The sequence below is a fragment of the Bradyrhizobium sp. SOJA106 genome (genome assembly GCF_059448745.1).
In genome coordinates, this window is sequence record NZ_CM182549.1 from 3,128,724 (window position 1) to 3,147,005 (window position 18,282).

The following is an 18,282-nucleotide window of genomic DNA, read 5'->3' on the forward strand; positions in this document are numbered from 1 at the left end:
GACGGGCATCCAGTATTCATTGTCGTTTCAGTTGGGCTCAGTGCTCGCCACCCATGCGGTCCGGCGAATACTGGACTCCCCGCCTGCGCGGGGAGTGACCCGGCGGTCGATTACTTCTTCTTCTGCAGAACGCTCTGCGGATTGAGGTTGCCGATGCGGCCGCTCTCCGAGCCCGCGGCGGGATCGATCACCGCGTTGATCAGCGTCGGCTTGCCGGACTTCATGGCCTCGTTGACGGCGCGCTTGAGCTCGTCGGGCGAGGTGGCATTCACGCCAACGCCGCCAAAGGCTTCCATCATCTTGTCGTAGCGCGCGCCCTTGACGAACACCGTCGTCGCCGGATCGGCGTTGGCGCTGTTGACGTCGGTGCCGCGATAGATGCCGTCATTGTTGAAGATGACGACGCAGATCGGCAGGTTGTAGCGGCAGATGGTCTCGACCTCCATGCCGGAGAAGCCGAACGCCGAGTCGCCTTCCACCGCCAGCACGGGATGGCCGGTCTCGAGCGCAGCCGCGATCGCCTGGCCCATGCCGATGCCCATCACGCCCCAGGTGCCGACGTCGAGACGCTTGCGCGGCTTGTACATGTCGATGACGCCGCGGGCGAGGTCGAGCGTGTTGGCGCCCTCGTTGACCAGGATCGCCTCGGGGTACTCCTTGATGACGTTCTTCAGCACGCCGAGCGCGCCGTGATAGTCCATCGGCGATTTGTTGTTCATGAGCTTCGGCGCCATCTTGGCGACGTTCTCTTCGCGCTTGGTCGAGACGGCCTTGGTCCAGTCGGCGGGCGGGGCGGTCCAGCCGGTGCCCATCGCCTGGTTGAAGGCGGAGACGACTGAGCCGATGTCGCCGACGACGGGCGCGACGATCTCGACATTGGAGTCCATCTCTTTCGGCTCGATGTCGACCTGGATGAACTTCTTCGGCGTTTCGCCCCAGCTCTTGCCCTTGCCGTGCGAGAGCAGCCAGTTCAGCCTTGCGCCGATCAGCATGACGACGTCGGAGTCCTTCAACACGGTCGAGCGGGCCGCGCCGGCACACTGCGGATGGGTATCGGGGAGAAGGCCCTTGGCCATGCTCATGGGGAGGAACGGCACGCCGCTCTTCTCGACGAAGCTCTTGATCTCCTCGTCGGCCTGCGCGTAGGCCGCGCCCTTGCCGAGGATGATGAGCGGGCGCTTTGCGCTCTTCAGCACATCGAGCGCGCGCTTCACCGAAGCGGGCGAGGGGATCTGCGCGGGCGCAGCATCGATCACCTTGACCAGCGACTTCTGGCCGGCCTCGGCGTTCATCACCTGGCCGAACAGTTTCGCCGGCAGGTCGAGATAGACGCCGCCTGGACGGCCCGAGACCGCGGCGCGGATGGCGCGGGCGAAACCGATGCCGATGTCCTGGGCGTGGAGCACGCGATAGGCCGCCTTGCACAGCGGCTTTGCGATCGCGAGCTGGTCCATCTCTTCGTAGTCGCCCTGCTGGAGGTCGACGATCTCGCGCTCGGAGGAGCCGGACACGAGGATCATCGGGTAGCAGTTGGTGGTGGCGTGCGCGAGCGCCGTGAGACCGTTGAGGAAGCCGGGCGCCGAGACCGTGAGGCAGACGCCGGGCTTCTTGGTGAGATAGCCGGCGATGCCTGCGGCGTAGCCGGCGTTCTGCTCGTGACGGAAGGAGATCACGCGAATACCCGCGGCCTGCGCCATGCGGCCCAAATCCGTGATCGGGATGCCCGGCACATTGTAGATGGTGTTGATGCCATTCAGCTTGAGCGCGTCGATGACGAGATGGAAGCCATCCGTCAGTTCCTGCTCGGTGCCCGGTGCCTCGGACTTGGTCGCGGTATTCAGCATGGGCCTTGTCTCCCTGGTCTCAAGTAGTGGGGCGAGTTGTTCGCCCTTCTGGTGAACGTCGCTTGGTGAACGGTTACGTGAACAGTTCCTGGCCATGCGCTTCGACGTAAGCGGCAAGGCCAAGGGTGTGGTCGCGGGCGCGCTTCTCGGCGAGCTCGGTGTCGCGCGCCTCGAGCGCTTCGATCATCGCGAGATGCTCGGGCAGCGAGGTCGCGGTTCGGTCCTTGCGTCCGATCGTGAGCTGGCGGTAGCCGCGCACGTGCAGCAAGAGGTCGTTGGTGAGATCGACCAGAACAGGCGATTCCGACAGCGAGATCAGGGCCTGGTGGAAGGCGATGTTGGCCTTGGAGTATTCCTCCACATGATCCTCGGGCAGGCGGTCCTTGCCGAAGTCCTTGAAGAAGTCACGCAGCGCCGTGATGTCCTTCTTGCGCGCGGTGGTGGTGATGAGGCGCGCGGCCATGCTCTCGAGCGCCGCCCAGGCGCGGATCATATCGACGATCTCGCTCTTGGTCCGGCGCACCACCATGATGCCGCGGCGCGGCACGGTCTTCACGAAACCGTCCTGCTCGAGCATCGCGATGGCCTCGCGGATCGGCGTGCGGCTGACACCCAGACGTTCGGACAGCGCGCGCTCGTCGAGCATCACCGGCTCGGGCGTCGAATAGATGTCCATCTTGAGGATGGCTTCCTTCAAGGCGTCATACGCCTTGTTCTTGAAGCTGCTCTCCGGGGCAATACGAACGATTGCGATATCTGCCTCGGCCATGTTCGGCAACGCCTTGGTTGGTTTCCGCAGTGACACGACGAATCTCCTCCAGGTAGGGAGTCGTCTTTTACAGGATTATTAACGAGAAAGTTTTTGGCATACCACATGCCAGAATGTCAAGCTGCCTATTTTTTGCGGCGTTCTAAGTCATGCGGCGGCTTGACAAGTTGGCTTCTGGCATACCAAATGCCATCGCCAGCCATTTTTGATCCAGGCCGGCGGAGTAGTCTCAGGCTTATGCCACTCCGTTCCGCCGCATGGAACAGAGCGCGGCGAATGGCAAGCATCACGGGCAGCCGCAACACGCGCGCGCTTTGAAAAGAACGAACTGAGGTCAAGGGAGAAGCCACATGTCCAATTCCAAAGATGCCGTCCGCAAGGTGCTCGACCAGGTCAAGGCGGACAACCGCACCAGCCTGACGGCCCCGGAAGGCAAGCTGGTCTGCGACGCCTACGGCATTCCGGTGCCGAAGGAGGGCGTGGCCAAGTCGGCGGGCGAGGCCGGCAAGATGGCCTCGGCGATGGGCTTCCCCGTGGTGATGAAGATCGTCTCGCCGGACATTCTCCACAAGACCGAAGCCGGCGGTGTCATCGTCGGCCTCAAGACCGCCGAGGACGCCGAGAAGGCCTATGAGACCATCCTCGGCAACGCCAAGAAATATAAGTCCGATGCCAAGATCGAGGGCGTCCAGGTGCAGCAGATGCTGGCCGGCGGCACCGAGGTCATCGTCGGTTCCATCACCGACGGCTCGTTCGGCAAGCTGGTGGCCTTCGGCCTCGGCGGCGTGCTGGTCGAAGTCCTGAAGGACATCACCTTCCGCCTCGCGCCCGCGACCAAGGAAGACGCGCTCTCGATGCTCGACGGCATCCAGGCCCATGAGATCCTGAAGGGCGTTCGCGGCGGCGAGCCGGTGAACCGCACGGCGCTTGCCGACGTCATCGTCAAGGTCTCGCAGCTGGTCACCGATTTCCCTGAGATCGTCGAGCTCGACCTCAACCCGGTGTTCGCGACCCCGAAGGGCGCAACCGCCGCCGACGTCCGCATCGTCGTCGACTTCGCCTACAAGCCCAAGCCGAAGCCGCGTCCGACCGAAGAGATTGTCGCGGCCATGAACCGCATCATGCAGCCGAAGGCGGTCGCCGTGGTCGGTGCCTCCGCCGAGGACGGCAAGATCGGCAACTCCGTGATGAAGAACCTCATCAACGGCGGCTACAAGGGCGAGATATACCCGATCCATCCGAAGGCTGCCGAGATCCTCGGCTACAAGGCCTATAAGAGCGTCAAGGACGTTCCCGGCGTAATCGACGTCGCGGTGTTCGCGATCCCCGCCAAGTTCGTGGCGGCAGCGCTGACCGAATGCGGCGAGAAGAAAATCCCGGGCGCGGTGCTGATTCCGTCGGGCTTTGCTGAAGCCGGCGCGCCGGAGCTTCAGGCCGAGATCGTCGAGGTCGGCAAGAAGTATGACATTCGCCTGATGGGGCCGAACATCTACGGCTTCTACTACACGCCCGCCAATCTCTGCGCGACCTTCTGCACCGCCTATGACGTCAAAGGCCACGCCGCGCTGTCGTCGCAGTCGGGCGGCATCGGCATGGCCATCATCGGCTTCTCGCGTTCGGCGAAAATGGGCGTCTCGGCGATCGTCGGGCTCGGCAACAAGTCCGACATCGACGAGGACGATCTGCTCGCCTTCTTCGAGCAGGACCCGAACACCAATCTTATCGCGCAGCACTGCGAAGACCTCAAGGATGGCCGCGCCTTTGCGGAAGCCGCCAAGCGCGTCTCCAAGAAGAAGCCGGTGGTCGTGCTCAAGGCCGGCCGCACCTCGGCCGGAGCAAAGGCGGCCTCGTCGCACACCGGCGCGCTCGCCGGCAACGACCGCATCTACGAGGACGTGTTCAAGCAGTCCGGCGTGATCCGCGCCCGCAGCTTGCGCCAACTGCTCGAATTCGCTCGTGGCGTGCCGGTGCTGCCGACGCCGAAGGGCGAAAATGTGCTGATCATCACCGGTGCCGGCGGCTCGGGCGTGCTGCTGTCGGACTCCTGCGTCGACAACGACCTGTCGCTGATGTCGATGCCGCCGGATCTCGATGCCGCCTTCCGCAAGTTCATCCCGCCGTTTGGCGCGGCCGGAAATCCTGTGGATATCACCGGCGGCGAGCCGCCGATCACCTACGTCAACACGGTGAAGCTCGGCCTGTCCGATGACCGTATCCATGCGCTGATCCTCGGCTACTGGCACACCATTGTCACCCCGCCGATGGTGTTCGCCCGCAACATGGTCGAAGTGAAGAAGGAGATGGAGGCCAAGGGCTTCGTGAAGCCGATGGTCGCCTCGCTCGCCGGCGACGTCGAGGTCGAGGAAGCCGCCGAATATCTCTACCAGCACGGCATCCCGGCCTACGCCTATTCGACCGAGCTTCCGGTCGAGGTGCTCGGCGCCAAATACAAGTGGGCGCGCGGGGCAGGGCTGCTCTGAGCGTCATCCCGCCTTTCATCCCGGGTCGATGTGACGGGACCGCGCAAGCGCGGCCCGGAGCATTGAACCCGGGACATCGAGATTCCGGGTCTGGTACGCCAGGCCCGCGCTGCGCGCAGCCCCGGCGCACCATCCCGGAATGACGGATGTACAAGCGGCAGGTCGCGATGAGCAAGAACGTGATCCGGCGCAAATCGCTCGAACCTCGGTCGCCATCGGACACCGAGCACGAGGCGCGTGACGGCGGCGTGCAGTCGGTCGATCGCGCGCTGTCGATCCTCGAAACACTCGCCGAGGATGACGAAGGCTATCGCCTCAGCGATCTGGCCGTGCGCACGGGCCTGTCTGCCTCGACCGTGCACCGCCTGCTGGCGACGCTGGAGAGCCGCCGCTTCGTACAGTTCGACCGTGCCGAATCCAAATGGCATGTCGGCGTGCGCGGCTTCACGGTCGGCGCCAGCTTCGCGCGGCGGCGCAATTTTTCCACCCAGGCGATTCCTTACTTGCGCAAGCTGCGCGATCTCACCCGTGAGACCGCCAATCTCGCCGTGGTCGACGACGAGTTCATCATCGTGCTGACCCGCATGGAGAGCCGCGAGATCATGCGCTCGCTCACCCAGGTCGGCGGCCGCGTCGCGATGGTGACCTCAGGCGTCGGCAAGGCGGTGCTCGCGACCTATTCCGACGAGGATGTCGGCGCGGTGATCCGCCATCATGGCATGCCGCGTCTGACCGAGAAGTCGATCGTGCGGCCGAGCGACCTGTTCAGGGAGCTCGAAAAGATCCGCAAGCAGGGATTTGCGATCGACGATGAGGAGGCCTGCATGGGCCTGCGCTGTATTGCCGCAGTGGTCTATAACGACTGTGCCGAGCCGCTCGCGGCGATTTCAGTCTCGGGGATGACCAGCCGCCTGACCGACGACAGATTGCCGGAAATCGGCCAGATCGTGCGCGACGTCGCCGGCGAGCTGACCATCGCGCTCGGCGGAGCGATGCCCGCCTCCGCATAGCGAGGAACCCGGGCGCTGTCGCTGGACAGCATCGGCCGTTTTGGTTGATATGCGACCAAACGACACAATGCGGCACACGATCAACACGTCCGCACGAGCCTGGAGGCTGCACTGATGTTTCAATTCCCCGCGCGCCTTGTCGGCGCAGCCGTCGCGCTGACCCTTGCGGCAGCTAGCCCGGCCTTCCCCCAGCAGCTCGAGCTCAAGCTGATGGCGCCGGCAGCCCCGGGCGGGGGATGGGACCAGACCGCGCGCTCGATGCAGCAGGCGCTGGTCGCCTCGGGCGTGGCGCGCAGCGTGCAGGTCACCAACGTTCCCGGCGCCGGCGGCAGCGTCGGCATCGCCCAGTTCGTCAACGGCGCCAAGGGCGACGGCAACCAGCTGATGGTCAACGGCTTCGTCATGGTCGGTGCGCTCGCCATGAACAAGTCGCCTGTGACACTCGATCAGGTGACGCCGATCGCGCGCCTCACCGAGGAAATCCAGGTGATCGTGGTGCCCGCGAATTCGCCGATCAAGACCGCGCAGGATCTCGCCGCCGCAGTGAAGGCCGACATCGCCAAGGTGACCTTCGCCGGCGGCTCGGCTGGCGGCGTCGACCATGTGATGGCGGCGTTGTTCGCAAGCGCCGTCGGCGCCGACGCCAAGAAGATCAACTACATCCCGTTCTCCGGCGGCGGCGAATCGCTCGCCGCGATCCTCGGGGGCAAGGTCACCGCGGGCATTTCGGGCCTGAGCGAATATGAAGGACAGATCAAGTCCGGCAAGCTGCGTGCGATCGGTCTCACCTCGGAGAAGCGCATCGCGGGCAGCGACATCCCGACCTTCAAGGAGCAGGGTATCGATCTCGTGATCGCCAACTGGCGTTCGGTCGTTGCGCCTCCTGGCATCACGCCGGAGCAGAAGAAGACGCTCAGTGACGCGGTCGAGAAGATGGTCAAGTCGGACGCCTGGAAGGAGATCCTCAAGCAGAAGGGGTGGGAGGATGCCTATCTCAGCGGCGACGCCTTCGCCGACTTCCTGAAGCAGGAAATCGTGCGCGTCACTGACGTGCTGAAGTCGGTCGGCCTCGTCAAATCATGACCTCAGGCGACCCCGCCCAGCCGCGGCGCGTCGATCGGGCCGGCATCGTCATCGCTGCACTTCTCGCAGGTCTCGCCGCGGTGCTGGTCTGGGACGCGCGCGGCCTGCAATCCGCCGCGATGTACGGCATGGGACCGGAGGCGATGCCGGTGGTGGTCGCCACCGGCCTTGCGCTGCTGGCGATCGGCAACTTCATCGACGCGCTGCGCGGCAACCTGCCGGCGCGCGAGAGCGCCGATCCGGTACCGGTCGTTCTGATCCTCGTTGGCCTTGCGCTGCTGATCGCCATCATCGGCTTCGGCGGGGGTTTCATCCTGGCCACTTCGGCGCTGTTCGTGACGACGTCGGCCGCGTTCGGGCGCCGCGCCATCCTGGTCGACAGCATCATCGCGCTCGTGATGTCGGCCCTCATTTATCTGGCGTTCGACCGCCTGTTGACGCTGAGCCTTCCCGCCGGCCCGCTGGAGCGACTGCTGTGATGGACACTTTTGCCGCGCTGGCCCACGGCATGGCGGTCGCCGTCCAGCCGATGAACCTGCTCTATGCGCTCATCGGCGTATTTCTCGGCACGGCCGTGGGCGTGCTGCCCGGCATCGGCCCGGCGCTGACGGTCGCGCTGCTCTTGCCCGTCACCTACAAGCTCGACCCCGGCGGCTCGCTGATCATGTTCGCCGGCATCTATTACGGCGGGATGTATGGCGGCTCGACGACTGCGATCCTCATCAACACGCCCGGCGAGAGCGCCTCGATGGCGACCGCGCTCGAAGGCAACAAGATGGCCAAGGCCGGTCGCGGCGGGCCGGCGCTCGCGACCTCCGCGATCGGCTCCTTCGTCGCCGGCACCATCGCCACCATCGGGCTCGCCTTCCTCGCGCCATGGCTGGTCGATTTCGCCGTGCGCTTCGGCCCCGAGGATTATTTCGCGCTGATGTGCGTCGCCTTCGTCACGGTGTCGGCGACCTTCGGCGATTCTCCGGTCCGCGGCCTGACCAGCCTGTTCATCGGCCTGACACTCGGCCTCGTCGGCATCGACAAGTTGACCGGACAGGCGCGGCTTGCGTTCGGCGTGCCCGAGCTGCTCGATGGCGTCGAGGTGACGACGCTCGCGGTCGGCCTGTTCGCGGTCGGCGAGGCGCTCTACGTCGCATCGCGCCGTCACCATACCGAGGAGAAGCTCGAGCCGGTGCGCGGCTCGCTGTGGATGACCAAGGAAGACTGGAAGCGGTCGTGGAAGCCGTGGCTGCGCGGCACCATGTTCGGCTTCCCGATCGGCGCGCTGCCGGCGGGCGGTGCCGAGATCCCGACCTTTCTGTCCTATTCAACCGAGAAGCGTCTTACCAAACACCCCGAGGAGTTCGGCAAGGGCGCGATCGAAGGCGTCGCTGGGCCGGAGGCCGCCAACAACGCCTCGGCCGCCGGCACGCTGGTGCCGCTGCTGACCCTGGGCCTTCCGACCTCGGCGACGGCCGCGATGATGCTGGCGGGCTTCCAGCAATATGGCCTCAACCCGGGGCCGCTGCTGTTTGCCGAGCGGCCCGATCTGGTCTGGGGCCTGATCGCCAGTCTCTTCATCGCCAACATGATGCTGCTGGTGCTCAATCTGCCGCTGGTTGGCCTGTGGGTGCGACTGCTCGCAATCCCGCAGCCCTGGCTCTATGCCGGCATTCTCGTCTTCGCGACCATGGGCACGATCGCGGCAAAGCCCTCGGTGGTGGAATTGTCGATGCTGGCCGGCTTTGGCGTGCTGGGCTTCCTGATGCGGCGGTTCGATTTCCCGATCGCACCCGTCGTCGTCGGCCTGATCCTCGGGCCCATCGCCGAGAGCCAGCTCCGCCGTGCGCTCGCGATCAGCCTCGGCGATCCCATGACGCTGGTCCAGAGCCCGATCTCGGCGACGCTGCTCGGCGTCGCGCTGATCGCGCTGTTGGCGCCGTTCGTGCTGAAGGGGCTCGGCCGGTTTAAGGCGAACGAAGATTAGCGGAACCCTTATCAGGCGCGCTTGCCTAATGCGTAAGCAGGAATGCCGTTTTATTTGAGTTGCCCGTGCCGCCTGCGCCGCGCAACCATCGCTGGGCTGTGCCCGTCAAACGAGAGCTCCGATGGCCAAACTCACCCGCTTTTCCGTCGCGCCGCTGCATAGCATGACGCGGCGTCTTGCCGACGTCGCCTCTGCGCGTGCCGCGCCGGATCTCGTCGTCACGGGCGCGCGGGTGCTTTCGACCTATTCGGAGCGTATCCATGCGGGCCGCGAGGTCTGGATTAGCGGCGGCCGCATCGCGGCGGTGAGGCCGGCCGGAACGGCGAACAAAGCCTGGAGCGGCATCGCGACTTATGACGCCGCCGGCGGCATCATCGCGCCGGGCCTCGTTGATCCGCACATCCACATCGAATCCTCGATGGTGACGGCCTGCGCCTATGCCGAGGCAGCGCTGCTCAACGGGACCACCACGATCTTCTGCGACAGCCACGAGATCGGCAATGTCATGGACGTCGCCGGCGTCGAGGCGATGCTCGAGGACGCGCGCGAGGCGCCGCTGTCGATCTTTCTGACGGTGCCGAGCACCGTCCCGGCGACCTCGGCCGAGCTCGAGACCGCCGGTGGCGATCTCACGCCGGACAAGATCGCCGGCTTGTTCGATCGCTGGCCCGAGGCGGTCGCACTCGGCGAGAAGATGGACTTTGTGCCTGTCACCATGGGCGACGAGCGCAGCCACGCGATCCTCGCAGCAGCGTTGAAGCGCGGGCGGCCGGTGTCCGGCCATGTCTACGGCCGCGAATTCGTCGCGGCCTACGCGGCATCCGGTGTCACCGACACCCATGAGGCAATCGATCGCGACATCGCCGACGATCTGCTCGACGCGGGCGTCTGGGTGTTCCTGCGCGGCGGGCCGCCGACCACGCCCTGGCATTCGCTGCCGCAGGCGATCCGGACGATCACCGAGCTTGGCGCCTCGCACAAGCGCACCGCGGTGTGCACCGACGACCGCGATGCCGACGATTTGCTTCTGTTCGGCCTCGACTGGGTGGTGCGCGAAGCGGTGAAGGCTGGGATGTCGCCGGAGCAGGCCTGGTCGATGGGCTCGCAACACGGCGCCGCACGCTTCGGCATGGAGGGCGATATCGGCGGCCTCGGCGGCGGCCGCCGCGCCGACCTCGTGTTGATGGACGATCAGCTCAAGCCGCAATGCACCTGGTATGGCGGCGAGCTTGTGGTCGAGCACGGCAAGATCACGGATCGCCTCGATCAGGCGCTGTCGCAGCGCTACCAATATCCGAAGGCGGCTTACGCGACCGTCAAACTGCCAGCGACGATGAAGCTGACGCCCGAGCTTCCTGCGAAGGCCTGCACCGTCAACGCGATCAAGACCGCACTGCCGGGCATCACGCTGATCCACGAGAAAGTGGCGATCGAGCCCGCAAATGATTGGCCGTCGCTGTTCGCGCGCCACGGTCTCTGCTTCGTCGCGGTGGTCGAGCGCCATGGCAAGTCGCCCGGCAACGTCGCCCATGGCCTGCTCAAGGATTTTGGCCTAAAGCGCGGCGCTGTCGCCTCCAGCGTCGGGCACGACAGCCACAACATCATCGTCGCCGGAACAAATGAACCAGACATGCAAGTCGCGATCGCGGCGATCAAGGACAAGCAGGGCGGCGTCTGTGTCGTCGCCGACGGCACGGTGAGGGCGCTAGTCCCGCTGCCGATCGCTGGCCTGCTCTCCGACAAGCGAGTCACCGAAGTCGCCGAAGAGGTGAAGGCGCTGAAGAAGAAATGGGCCGAGGCCGGCTGCACCATTCCCTACATGGGCTTCAATTTGATTCCGCTATCGGTCATTCCGGAAATTCGCATCACCGATAAGGGCCTGGTACTGGTGCCTCAGATGGAGCTGGCGCCGTTGTTCGAGTGATTTCTTTCATGCATTTCTCGATCTAAGCGCTTGAACCAGACGAATTTTTCCCACGGCTACCGCATCGTGGAAAATAAAATCGATCTCGTTGAGATCGGCTTCCGCGCATCTGATGATCTCGCTCGCCGACTTAAGCCAAAGCGAGGTCCGATATGGCGAAGATGCGAGCCGTCGATGCAGCCGTGCGTATCCTGGAGAAGGAAGGCATCTCGACTGCCTTCGGCATTCCCGGAGCTGCGATCAATCCGCTTTACTCGGCCTTGAAGAAGCGCGGGTCGATCCGCCACATCCTGGCGCGCCATGTCGAGGGCGCCTCGCACATGGCCGAAGGCTATACACGCGCCAAGGCCGGCAATGTCGGCGTCTGCATCGGCACCTCGGGGCCGGCCGGCACCGACATGATCACCGGGCTCTATTCGGCGATCGCAGATTCCATCCCGATCCTCTGCATCACCGGCCAGGCGCCGCGGGCGCGGCTCTACAAGGAGGATTTTCAGTCCGTCGACATCGAATCGATCGCAAAGCCCGTGACGAAGTGGGCGGTGACGGTGCGCGAGCCGGCGCTGGTGCCGCGCGTGTTCAGCCAGGCGTTTCATGTGATGCGCTCGGGTCGGCCGGGACCGGTGCTGATCGACATGCCCCTCGACGTGCAGCTCGCCGAGATCGAGTTCGACGACGAGACCTATGAGCCGCTGCCGGTCTACAAGCCCGCCGCGACCCGCAAGCAGGTCGAGAAGGCGCTGGAGATGCTCAACGCCGCCGAACGTCCGCTGATCGTCGCGGGCGGCGGCATCATCAACGCCGATGCGTCGGACCTCTTGGTCGAATTCGCTGAGATCGCCAACGTCCCTGTCGTGCCGACGCTGATGGGCTGGGGCGCGATCCCAGACGATCACGTCCTGATGGCCGGCATGGTCGGCCTCCAGACCAGCCACCGCTACGGCAATGCGACGCTGCTCGAATCCGACTTCGTGCTCGGCATCGGCAATCGCTGGGCCAACCGTCACACCGGCTCGGTCGAAACCTATACCAAGGGCCGCAAATTCGTCCATGTCGACATCGAGCCGACCCAGATCGGCCGCGTGTTCAATCCCGATCTCGGCATCGTCTCGGACGCCAAGGCTGCGCTCGAACTCTTCGTCACCGTCGCCAGGGAGTGGCGCCGGTCAGGCAGGCTCCGCGAGCGCCAGGCCTGGCCCGCAGCCTGCCGCGATCGCAAGAAGACCATGCTGCGCAAGAGCCATTTCGACAACGTCCCGATCAAGCCGCAGCGCGTCTATGAGGAGATGAACAAGGCGTTCGGCCGTGACACCACCTATGTCACCGTGATCGGCCTGTCGCAGATCGCCGGCGCGCAATTCCTCGGCGTTTACAAGCCGCGCAACTGGATCAATGCCGGGCAGGCGGGACCGCTCGGCTGGACGCTGCCGGCGGCGCTCGGCGTGCGCGCGGCCTGTCCGGATCGCGAGATCGTCGCGCTCTCCGGCGACTACGACTTCCAGTTCCTGATCGAGGAGCTCGCGGTCGGGGCTCAGTTCAATCTGCCCTATATCCATGTCGTCGTGAACAATTCCTATCTCGGCCTCATTCGTCAGGCCCAGCGTGGCTTCGACATGGACTACCATGTCCAGCTCTCCTTCGAGAACATCAACGCGCCCGAGATCGGCGTCTACGGCGTCGACCATGTCGCCGTCGCCGAAGGCCTCGGCTGCAAGGCGATCCGCGTCACCGACCCCAAGGACACGCAGGCTGCGTTTGCCACTGCGCGTGAATTGATGGCGAAGCACCGCGTGCCCGTGGTGGTCGAGTTCATCCTTGAGCGCGTCACCAACATCGCGATGGGGACCGAGATCGACAACATCGTCGAGTTCGAGGAGGTGCTGGACCTGCCGCTCGATGAGGTCGAAACGACGCGCACCGGCGTGCTGCAGCCGGCAGAGTAGGGGAGAGTCATGCCGAAATTTGCCGCCAACCTCACCATGCTCTTCAACGAGATGCCGTTCCTCGACCGCTTCGCTGCGGCCAAGGCGGCGAGTTTTTCTGGGGTCGAATATCTCTTCCCCTACGATTTCGACAAGGCGCAGCTGCGCGAGCAGCTCGATGCCCATGGCCTGACCCAGGTGCTGCACAATCTGCCTGCAGGCAACTGGGCCGGCGGGGAGCGCGGCATCGCGATCATGCCCGATCGCGCTAGCGAGTTCCGCGATGGCGTGTTCCGCGCCATCGACTACGCCAAGGCACTCGATTGCGACCAGCTCAACTGCCTCGTCGGCATTGCGCCTGCGGACGCCGATCCGCGCGAGCTTCAGGAGACGCTGGTCGGCAATTTGCGCTTCGCCGCCTCGACGCTGGCGCGGGAGAACATCAAGCTGCTTGTGGAGCCGATCAACACGCTCGACATCCCGGGCTTCTACCTCAACGGTACCGAGCAGGCGGTTCAGCTGATCTCCGAGGTGCGGTCGAACAATCTGTTCGTCCAATACGATATCTATCACATGCAGATCATGGAAGGCGATCTCGCCCGCACCATGCAGGAGTATCTGTCGCAGATCGCGCACATCCAGCTCGCCGACAATCCCGGCCGTAACGAGCCCGGCACCGGCGAGATCAACTATCCCTTCCTGTTCCGCCATCTCGACGCGATCGGTTATCGCGGCTGGATCGGCTGCGAATACAAGCCCCGCACCACGACGTTGGAAGGCCTGTCCTGGCACGCGGCGCAGACTTTTGAGACCTGAGGAATCTGGACATGATCGACATTGGCTTCATCGGACTTGGCACCATGGGACGGCCGATGGCCGGCCATCTCCTTGCGGCGGGCCATCGCGTTCTCCTGCATGACGTCGCCCCCGTTGCCCCCGAACTGATCGCTGCCGGCGGCATCGCCTGTAAATCGGCAAAGCAGGTCGCGGAGGAAGCGGATGCGGTCATCATCATGGTGCCGGATACGCCGCATGTGGAGGCCGTGCTGTTCGGCGAGGACGGCGTCGCGGCAGGCATCTCCAAGGGCAAGATCGTCGTCGACATGAGCTCGATCTCACCGCTTGCGACCAAGGAATTCGCGAAGAAGATCGAGGCGCTCGGCGCGGACTATCTCGACGCGCCGGTGTCGGGCGGCGAGGTCGGCGCGAAAGCCGCGAGCCTCACCATCATGGTCGGCGGGCCGGAGCGCGCCTTTGGCACGATGAAGCCGGTTTTCGACAAGATGGGCAAGAACGTCACCCATGTCGGCGCCAATGGCGATGGCCAGACCACCAAGGTCGCCAACCAGATCATCGTCGCGCTGACGATCGAGGCGGTGAGCGAGGCGCTGCTGTTCGCATCGAAAGCCGGCGCCGACCCGGCGCTGGTGCGCAAGGCGCTGATGGGCGGTTTCGCTTCGTCGCGGATTCTCGAAGTGCATGGCGAGCGCATGGTGAAACGCAATTTCGAGCCCGGCTTCCGCATCGAGCTGCATCAGAAGGATCTCAACCTCGCGTTGGAAGGCGCGCGTTCGCTCGGCCTGTCGCTGCCGAGCACGGCGGTGGCGCAGCAATTGTTCTCGTCCTGCACGGCGCACGGCGGCAAGGCCTGGGATCACTCCGCGATGGTGCGGGCGCTGGAACTGATGGCGGGGCACGAGATCGCGGCGGCCTGAAATGTTACGCGGTAACAGTCTTCGGATGTGATCCGCCTTTCGTCGCAGGGGAACCGGAACAATGATCCGGCCCCGCGGTTGAAGACGCACACGCAATCACTGGAGACTGAAGCACATGAAGACCCGTCTTGCGATTACGTTGGCTGCCGCGTCGGTGCTGGCGTCGAGCGCAGCCTTTGCCCAGTCGACGACCGAGGAAGGCGCGAGGAACGGCGCGCGTGCGGGCGGCGATATCGGCGGTCCGATCGGCGCGATGGTCGGCGGCACCGTCGGCGCGGCTGTTGGCGCGGGCCTCGAAATTCCGAATGCGGTGCTTGGCGGCATTCCGCGCGACGATTCCGTCGTGGTGCATGAGCGCGTTGTGGTCGGCGAGCCGCTGCCCCCGACCGTGGTGCTGCGGCCGGTGCCGAACTACACCCAATATCGATATGCCGTCGTGAACGATCGCCGCGTGATCGTCGAGCCGCGCACGCGCCGCGTGATCAAGATCATCGACTGATCGATCAGAAGGCAGAAGAGCCGCGCCCTGCGGAGCATCACTCCGCGGGGCGTCGGTCTGTCAGGGCCGGAGTTGCGCGAATGCGCGCGAGCGCCCAATCGGCTGCGGCGGCAAGCGCAAAGCCGATGCAGGCCGTGCCGGCGTCGACCAGGAAATCCTCCAGCCGAGCATGCCGTCCCGGTGCCCAGAATTGCATCAGCTCGAGCACACCGATCAGGACCACCGCGATGGCGGTAACGGCTCCGCGGCGATTCCTGTAAGCAAGTCCAAAGGCCAGTCCGATCAGAACGAAGGCGAGAGCATGCTCGCCGTCCTGCCCGAGATCGGAATGCGGCCGCAGGGTCGGCGGTCCCAGGGTCGCGAAGGTGACGGCGGCCGCAAGAACCCAGGCAAACAGGCGAACAAGAATGGACATCCGGCGCCGATAGCACGGATTGGCAACAGCTTGTTACCCGATATGGATCAGATCGCTGTGTAGTTAATGACGGAACGTTAAAGCGGCTCGCGTACGCCGAGGCCGTGCATGAAACGTTCCCGTATCTGTACGGGGTCGCGCCGGGTGGTGCCGACGCCCGGCTTGTCGTCGATGCGCACCGCGATCAGGCTGGGCTCCGAGCGCGACATCGCCTCGTCGATAAGGCGCTCGAAATCCTCCTCGTCCGCGGCCCAGACGCTGTTGGCGAGCCCCGAAGCGGTGGCGATGCCGACGATGTCGGCCACACTCGCAGCCGGCGTCGGCTGCGCGCCAGTGATCTGGTAGATGCCGTTGTCCATCACGATCATGATCAGGTTCTTGGGTTTCAACGCCGCAATGGTCGAGAGCGCGCCGAGCTGCATCAGCAGCGAGCCGTCGCCTTCGAGCGCGAAGACGCGGCGGTCGGGCTGCGCCAGCGCGACGCCAAGCGCGATCGGGAAGGCGAGGCCCATGCTGCCCAGCATGTAAAAATTCTGCGGGCGATGGCCGGCAGCCCAGAGATCGAAATTGGTATTGCCGATGCCGCCGATCACAGCTTCCTCGTGCTCGAGCTTTGCGATCAGACGCGAGGTGACGTCGAAGCGGTTCATGATCTTGGTGTTGCGCGTGGCCATGGCGGCGCTCACTTGTCGAAAACCTTGCCGCCCGTGAGCAGCGGGTTGAGGATCAGCGCGACCGGCGCCTGCGTGGTCACGGCCTGCTTGATCGAGCGGTCGGCGATGAACTCGAGCTCGTCGAGCCTTGTGATGGTGTGGTGCTCGAGGGCGAGCGAGTCCAGGACCGGGCGCATGGTACGGCAGACCAGCGACTGGCCGTAGTTGAACTCGCCGAGCGTGCCGCGCTCGGACACGAACATGATCAGCGGGATCTGGTAGGGCACCGCGAGCGAAGCAAGCACGTTGGCGAGCGTGGCAAAGCCCGAGGTCTGCATCAGCACCGCGCCACGCCGTCCGCCCATCCAGGCGCCGGAGACGATGCCGACGGCCTCTTCCTCGCGAGCGGTGGCGAAGGTGGTGAAGAAGGGATCGGCATGCAAATTCTTGATCAGCGGCGTCAGCACGCGATCGGGCACGTAAGGGATGAGACTGATCTCGTTCCGCTTCAGGGTCTGCAGGACGATGCCGTGCCAGCTCTTGTCGCTGGGCGCCTGTGCTGCCTGGGCCTGCTGTTCTGCAGTCGCCATTGCGTTCTCCCCGGAGCCGCGCATGCTTGTTGGTTCTGGCCGTCGCGGCGGTCTGCCGAACTTGACCCAGGCAGCGGGATTGTCAACATGCCCGGCCCGGCACCGTGATCTGCGCCAGACGGCCTGCCGTGGCCGGCACCGCCATGGCATAAGCGGCAGCCATGAGAAACGGGAGGGACGCATGGACCGGGTAAGCATTGCGCGGGCCTTGCGGGTCTCCATGAGAGAGCCGGAAGGGTCCTGATGTCCGTCAACAGCAAGCGCGTCTTCTACGTCAAATATCTGGCCAATCCGATCTATATCGACATTCTGAAGGCGCGCCCCGACGTCCGGCTCGATCGCATCGAGAACGAGAGCCCCGAGGACTTTTACGCCCCGATCCTGAGCGCGGCCCATGTCTACCAGATCGGCGCCGCCCGCGACGAGCTCGCGCCGCATTTCCATGTCGACGCCGCGTTTCTGAAGCGCACGCCGAACCTGCTGCTGGTCTCCAGCAACGGCGCGGGGTTCGACCCTGTCGACGTCGAGGCCTGCACCGATGCGGGCGTGCTGGTCGTCAACCAGTCCGGCGGTAACGCCCATTCCGTGGCCGAGCACGCGCTGGCGATGATGCTGACCCTGTCCAAGCGCATCATCCAGTCCGACCGCAGGCTCCGCAGGGAGTCCAACGTCAACCGCAATGAACTCGTCGGGAACGAGATCGAGCACAAGACCGTCGGCATCATCGGCCTCGGCAATGTCGGCCGCCGCATCGCCGCGCTGTGCAACGGCCTGTTCGGCATGAAGGTGCTGGCCTACGATCCGTATCTGACGGCCGAAGTGATGGCCGAGCGCGGCGGGGAAAAGGTCGACCTCGACGAACTGCTGCGCCGCGCCGATTTCGTCTCGATCTCCTGCCCGCTGGACAAGCGCAGCCGCAACATGATCAGCACGCGCGAATTCGCGCTGATGCAGCCGCACGCTTATTTCATCACCACGGCGCGCGGCTTCATCCACGATGAGGACGCGCTGCTCCAGGCCTTGCGCGACAAGCGCATTGCCGGCGCCGGTCTCGACGTCTGGTCCAAGGAGCCGCCGCCGCCGGAGCATCCGCTGCTCCAGCTCGACAACGTGCTGGCGAGCCCGCACACCGCCGGCGTCACCGTCGAGGCGCGTCAGAACATGGGCCGCATCGCCGCCGAGCAGGTGCTGGAGACGCTCGACGGCAAGCGCCCGCCGCGCATCATCAATCCCGAGGTCTGGCCGCGCTATGCCGAGCGCTTCAAGCAGGCTTTTGGCGTGACGCCGGGGTAGGCGGCGCGCTCATGGGATTGCGCTCCGATCGTTGGTTACGAGGCTGAAAACAAAAAGCAGCGGATTTTACCGATGCCGTGAATGAACGCGCATGACTTGTGCTGTAG

Annotated in this window: 16 protein-coding genes; 11 read left to right on the forward strand and 5 right to left on the reverse strand. The window is 64.9% G+C overall.

Annotated elements, in window-relative coordinates:
- Positions 1-110: 110 nt before the first annotated feature.
- Positions 111-1,844, reverse strand: coding sequence for an oxalyl-CoA decarboxylase (gene oxc / locus AC5V87_RS13990; protein WP_456839540.1), 1,734 nt, complete (start codon positions 1,842-1,844; stop codon positions 111-113).
- Between the two features lie 73 nt (positions 1,845-1,917).
- Positions 1,918-2,613 carry a GntR family transcriptional regulator gene (locus AC5V87_RS13995; RefSeq protein ID WP_164938111.1) on the reverse strand — a complete coding sequence of 232 codons (696 nt, stop codon included), beginning with the start codon at positions 2,611-2,613 and terminating at the stop codon, positions 1,918-1,920.
- A gap of 350 nt (positions 2,614-2,963) precedes the next feature.
- Between AC5V87_RS13995 and AC5V87_RS14000 the strand changes: the two genes are divergently transcribed.
- From AC5V87_RS14000 to AC5V87_RS14045, 10 genes are all read left to right on the forward strand, one after another.
- Positions 2,964-5,093, forward strand: a complete 2,130-nt coding sequence (locus tag AC5V87_RS14000) for an acetate--CoA ligase family protein (protein ID WP_495371318.1) — start codon at positions 2,964-2,966, stop codon at positions 5,091-5,093.
- 167 nt (positions 5,094-5,260) lie between these two features.
- Entirely contained in the window at positions 5,261-6,103 is an 843-nt protein-coding gene (locus AC5V87_RS14005; RefSeq protein ID WP_456843390.1) for an IclR family transcriptional regulator, read from the forward strand.
- A 114-nt stretch (positions 6,104-6,217) separates the two neighbouring features.
- Complete coding sequence (locus AC5V87_RS14010; protein WP_495371319.1) at positions 6,218-7,186, forward strand: Bug family tripartite tricarboxylate transporter substrate binding protein; 969 nt, start codon at positions 6,218-6,220, stop codon at positions 7,184-7,186.
- Positions 7,183-7,665 carry a tripartite tricarboxylate transporter TctB family protein gene (locus AC5V87_RS14015; RefSeq protein WP_495371320.1) on the forward strand — a complete coding sequence of 161 codons (483 nt, stop codon included), beginning with the start codon at positions 7,183-7,185 and terminating at the stop codon, positions 7,663-7,665. The genes AC5V87_RS14010 and AC5V87_RS14015 overlap by 4 nt, the downstream gene beginning before the upstream one ends.
- Positions 7,665-9,164, forward strand: coding sequence for a tripartite tricarboxylate transporter permease (locus AC5V87_RS14020; RefSeq protein ID WP_456839536.1), 1,500 nt, complete (start codon positions 7,665-7,667; stop codon positions 9,162-9,164). The genes AC5V87_RS14015 and AC5V87_RS14020 overlap by 1 nt, the downstream gene beginning before the upstream one ends.
- Positions 9,165-9,285: 121 nt before the next feature.
- Positions 9,286-11,088: an adenine deaminase C-terminal domain-containing protein gene (locus AC5V87_RS14025; protein ID WP_495371321.1), complete on the forward strand. Its 1,803-nt coding sequence runs from the start codon at positions 9,286-9,288 to the stop codon at positions 11,086-11,088.
- A 152-nt stretch (positions 11,089-11,240) separates the two neighbouring features.
- Positions 11,241-13,031, forward strand: a complete 1,791-nt coding sequence (gcl, locus tag AC5V87_RS14030) for a glyoxylate carboligase (RefSeq protein ID WP_495371322.1) — start codon at positions 11,241-11,243, stop codon at positions 13,029-13,031.
- A gap of 9 nt (positions 13,032-13,040) precedes the next feature.
- Positions 13,041-13,826, forward strand: a complete 786-nt coding sequence (gene hyi / locus AC5V87_RS14035; RefSeq protein WP_456839533.1) for a hydroxypyruvate isomerase — start codon at positions 13,041-13,043, stop codon at positions 13,824-13,826.
- A gap of 11 nt (positions 13,827-13,837) precedes the next feature.
- Positions 13,838-14,725 (forward strand): 2-hydroxy-3-oxopropionate reductase, encoded by an 888-nt coding sequence (locus AC5V87_RS14040; protein WP_495371323.1) that lies wholly within the window; start codon positions 13,838-13,840, stop codon positions 14,723-14,725.
- A 115-nt stretch (positions 14,726-14,840) separates the two neighbouring features.
- Positions 14,841-15,224: a DUF1236 domain-containing protein gene (locus AC5V87_RS14045; RefSeq protein WP_495371324.1), complete on the forward strand. Its 384-nt coding sequence runs from the start codon at positions 14,841-14,843 to the stop codon at positions 15,222-15,224.
- Between the two features lie 37 nt (positions 15,225-15,261).
- On the opposite strand, the gene AC5V87_RS14050 is transcribed toward AC5V87_RS14045, so the two are convergent.
- The 3 genes from AC5V87_RS14050 to AC5V87_RS14060 all read right to left on the reverse strand — a co-directional run bounded on the left by AC5V87_RS14050 (position 15,262) and on the right by AC5V87_RS14060 (position 16,882).
- A complete protein-coding gene (locus AC5V87_RS14050; RefSeq protein WP_495371325.1) occupies positions 15,262-15,639 on the reverse strand; it encodes a VanZ family protein in 378 nt (125 codons plus the stop codon).
- A 77-nt stretch (positions 15,640-15,716) separates the two neighbouring features.
- A complete protein-coding gene (locus AC5V87_RS14055) occupies positions 15,717-16,313 on the reverse strand; it encodes a thiamine pyrophosphate-dependent enzyme (RefSeq protein ID WP_456839529.1) in 597 nt (198 codons plus the stop codon).
- Positions 16,314-16,321: 8 nt separating this feature from the next.
- Complete coding sequence (locus tag AC5V87_RS14060; protein ID WP_456839528.1) at positions 16,322-16,882, reverse strand: thiamine pyrophosphate-binding protein; 561 nt, start codon at positions 16,880-16,882, stop codon at positions 16,322-16,324.
- Positions 16,883-17,125: 243 nt separating this feature from the next.
- On the opposite strand from AC5V87_RS14060, the gene AC5V87_RS14065 reads away from it, so the two are divergent.
- Positions 17,126-18,175 (forward strand): hydroxyacid dehydrogenase, encoded by a 1,050-nt coding sequence (locus AC5V87_RS14065; RefSeq protein ID WP_495371326.1) that lies wholly within the window; start codon positions 17,126-17,128, stop codon positions 18,173-18,175.
- The last annotated feature ends 107 nt before the right edge of the window (positions 18,176-18,282 follow it).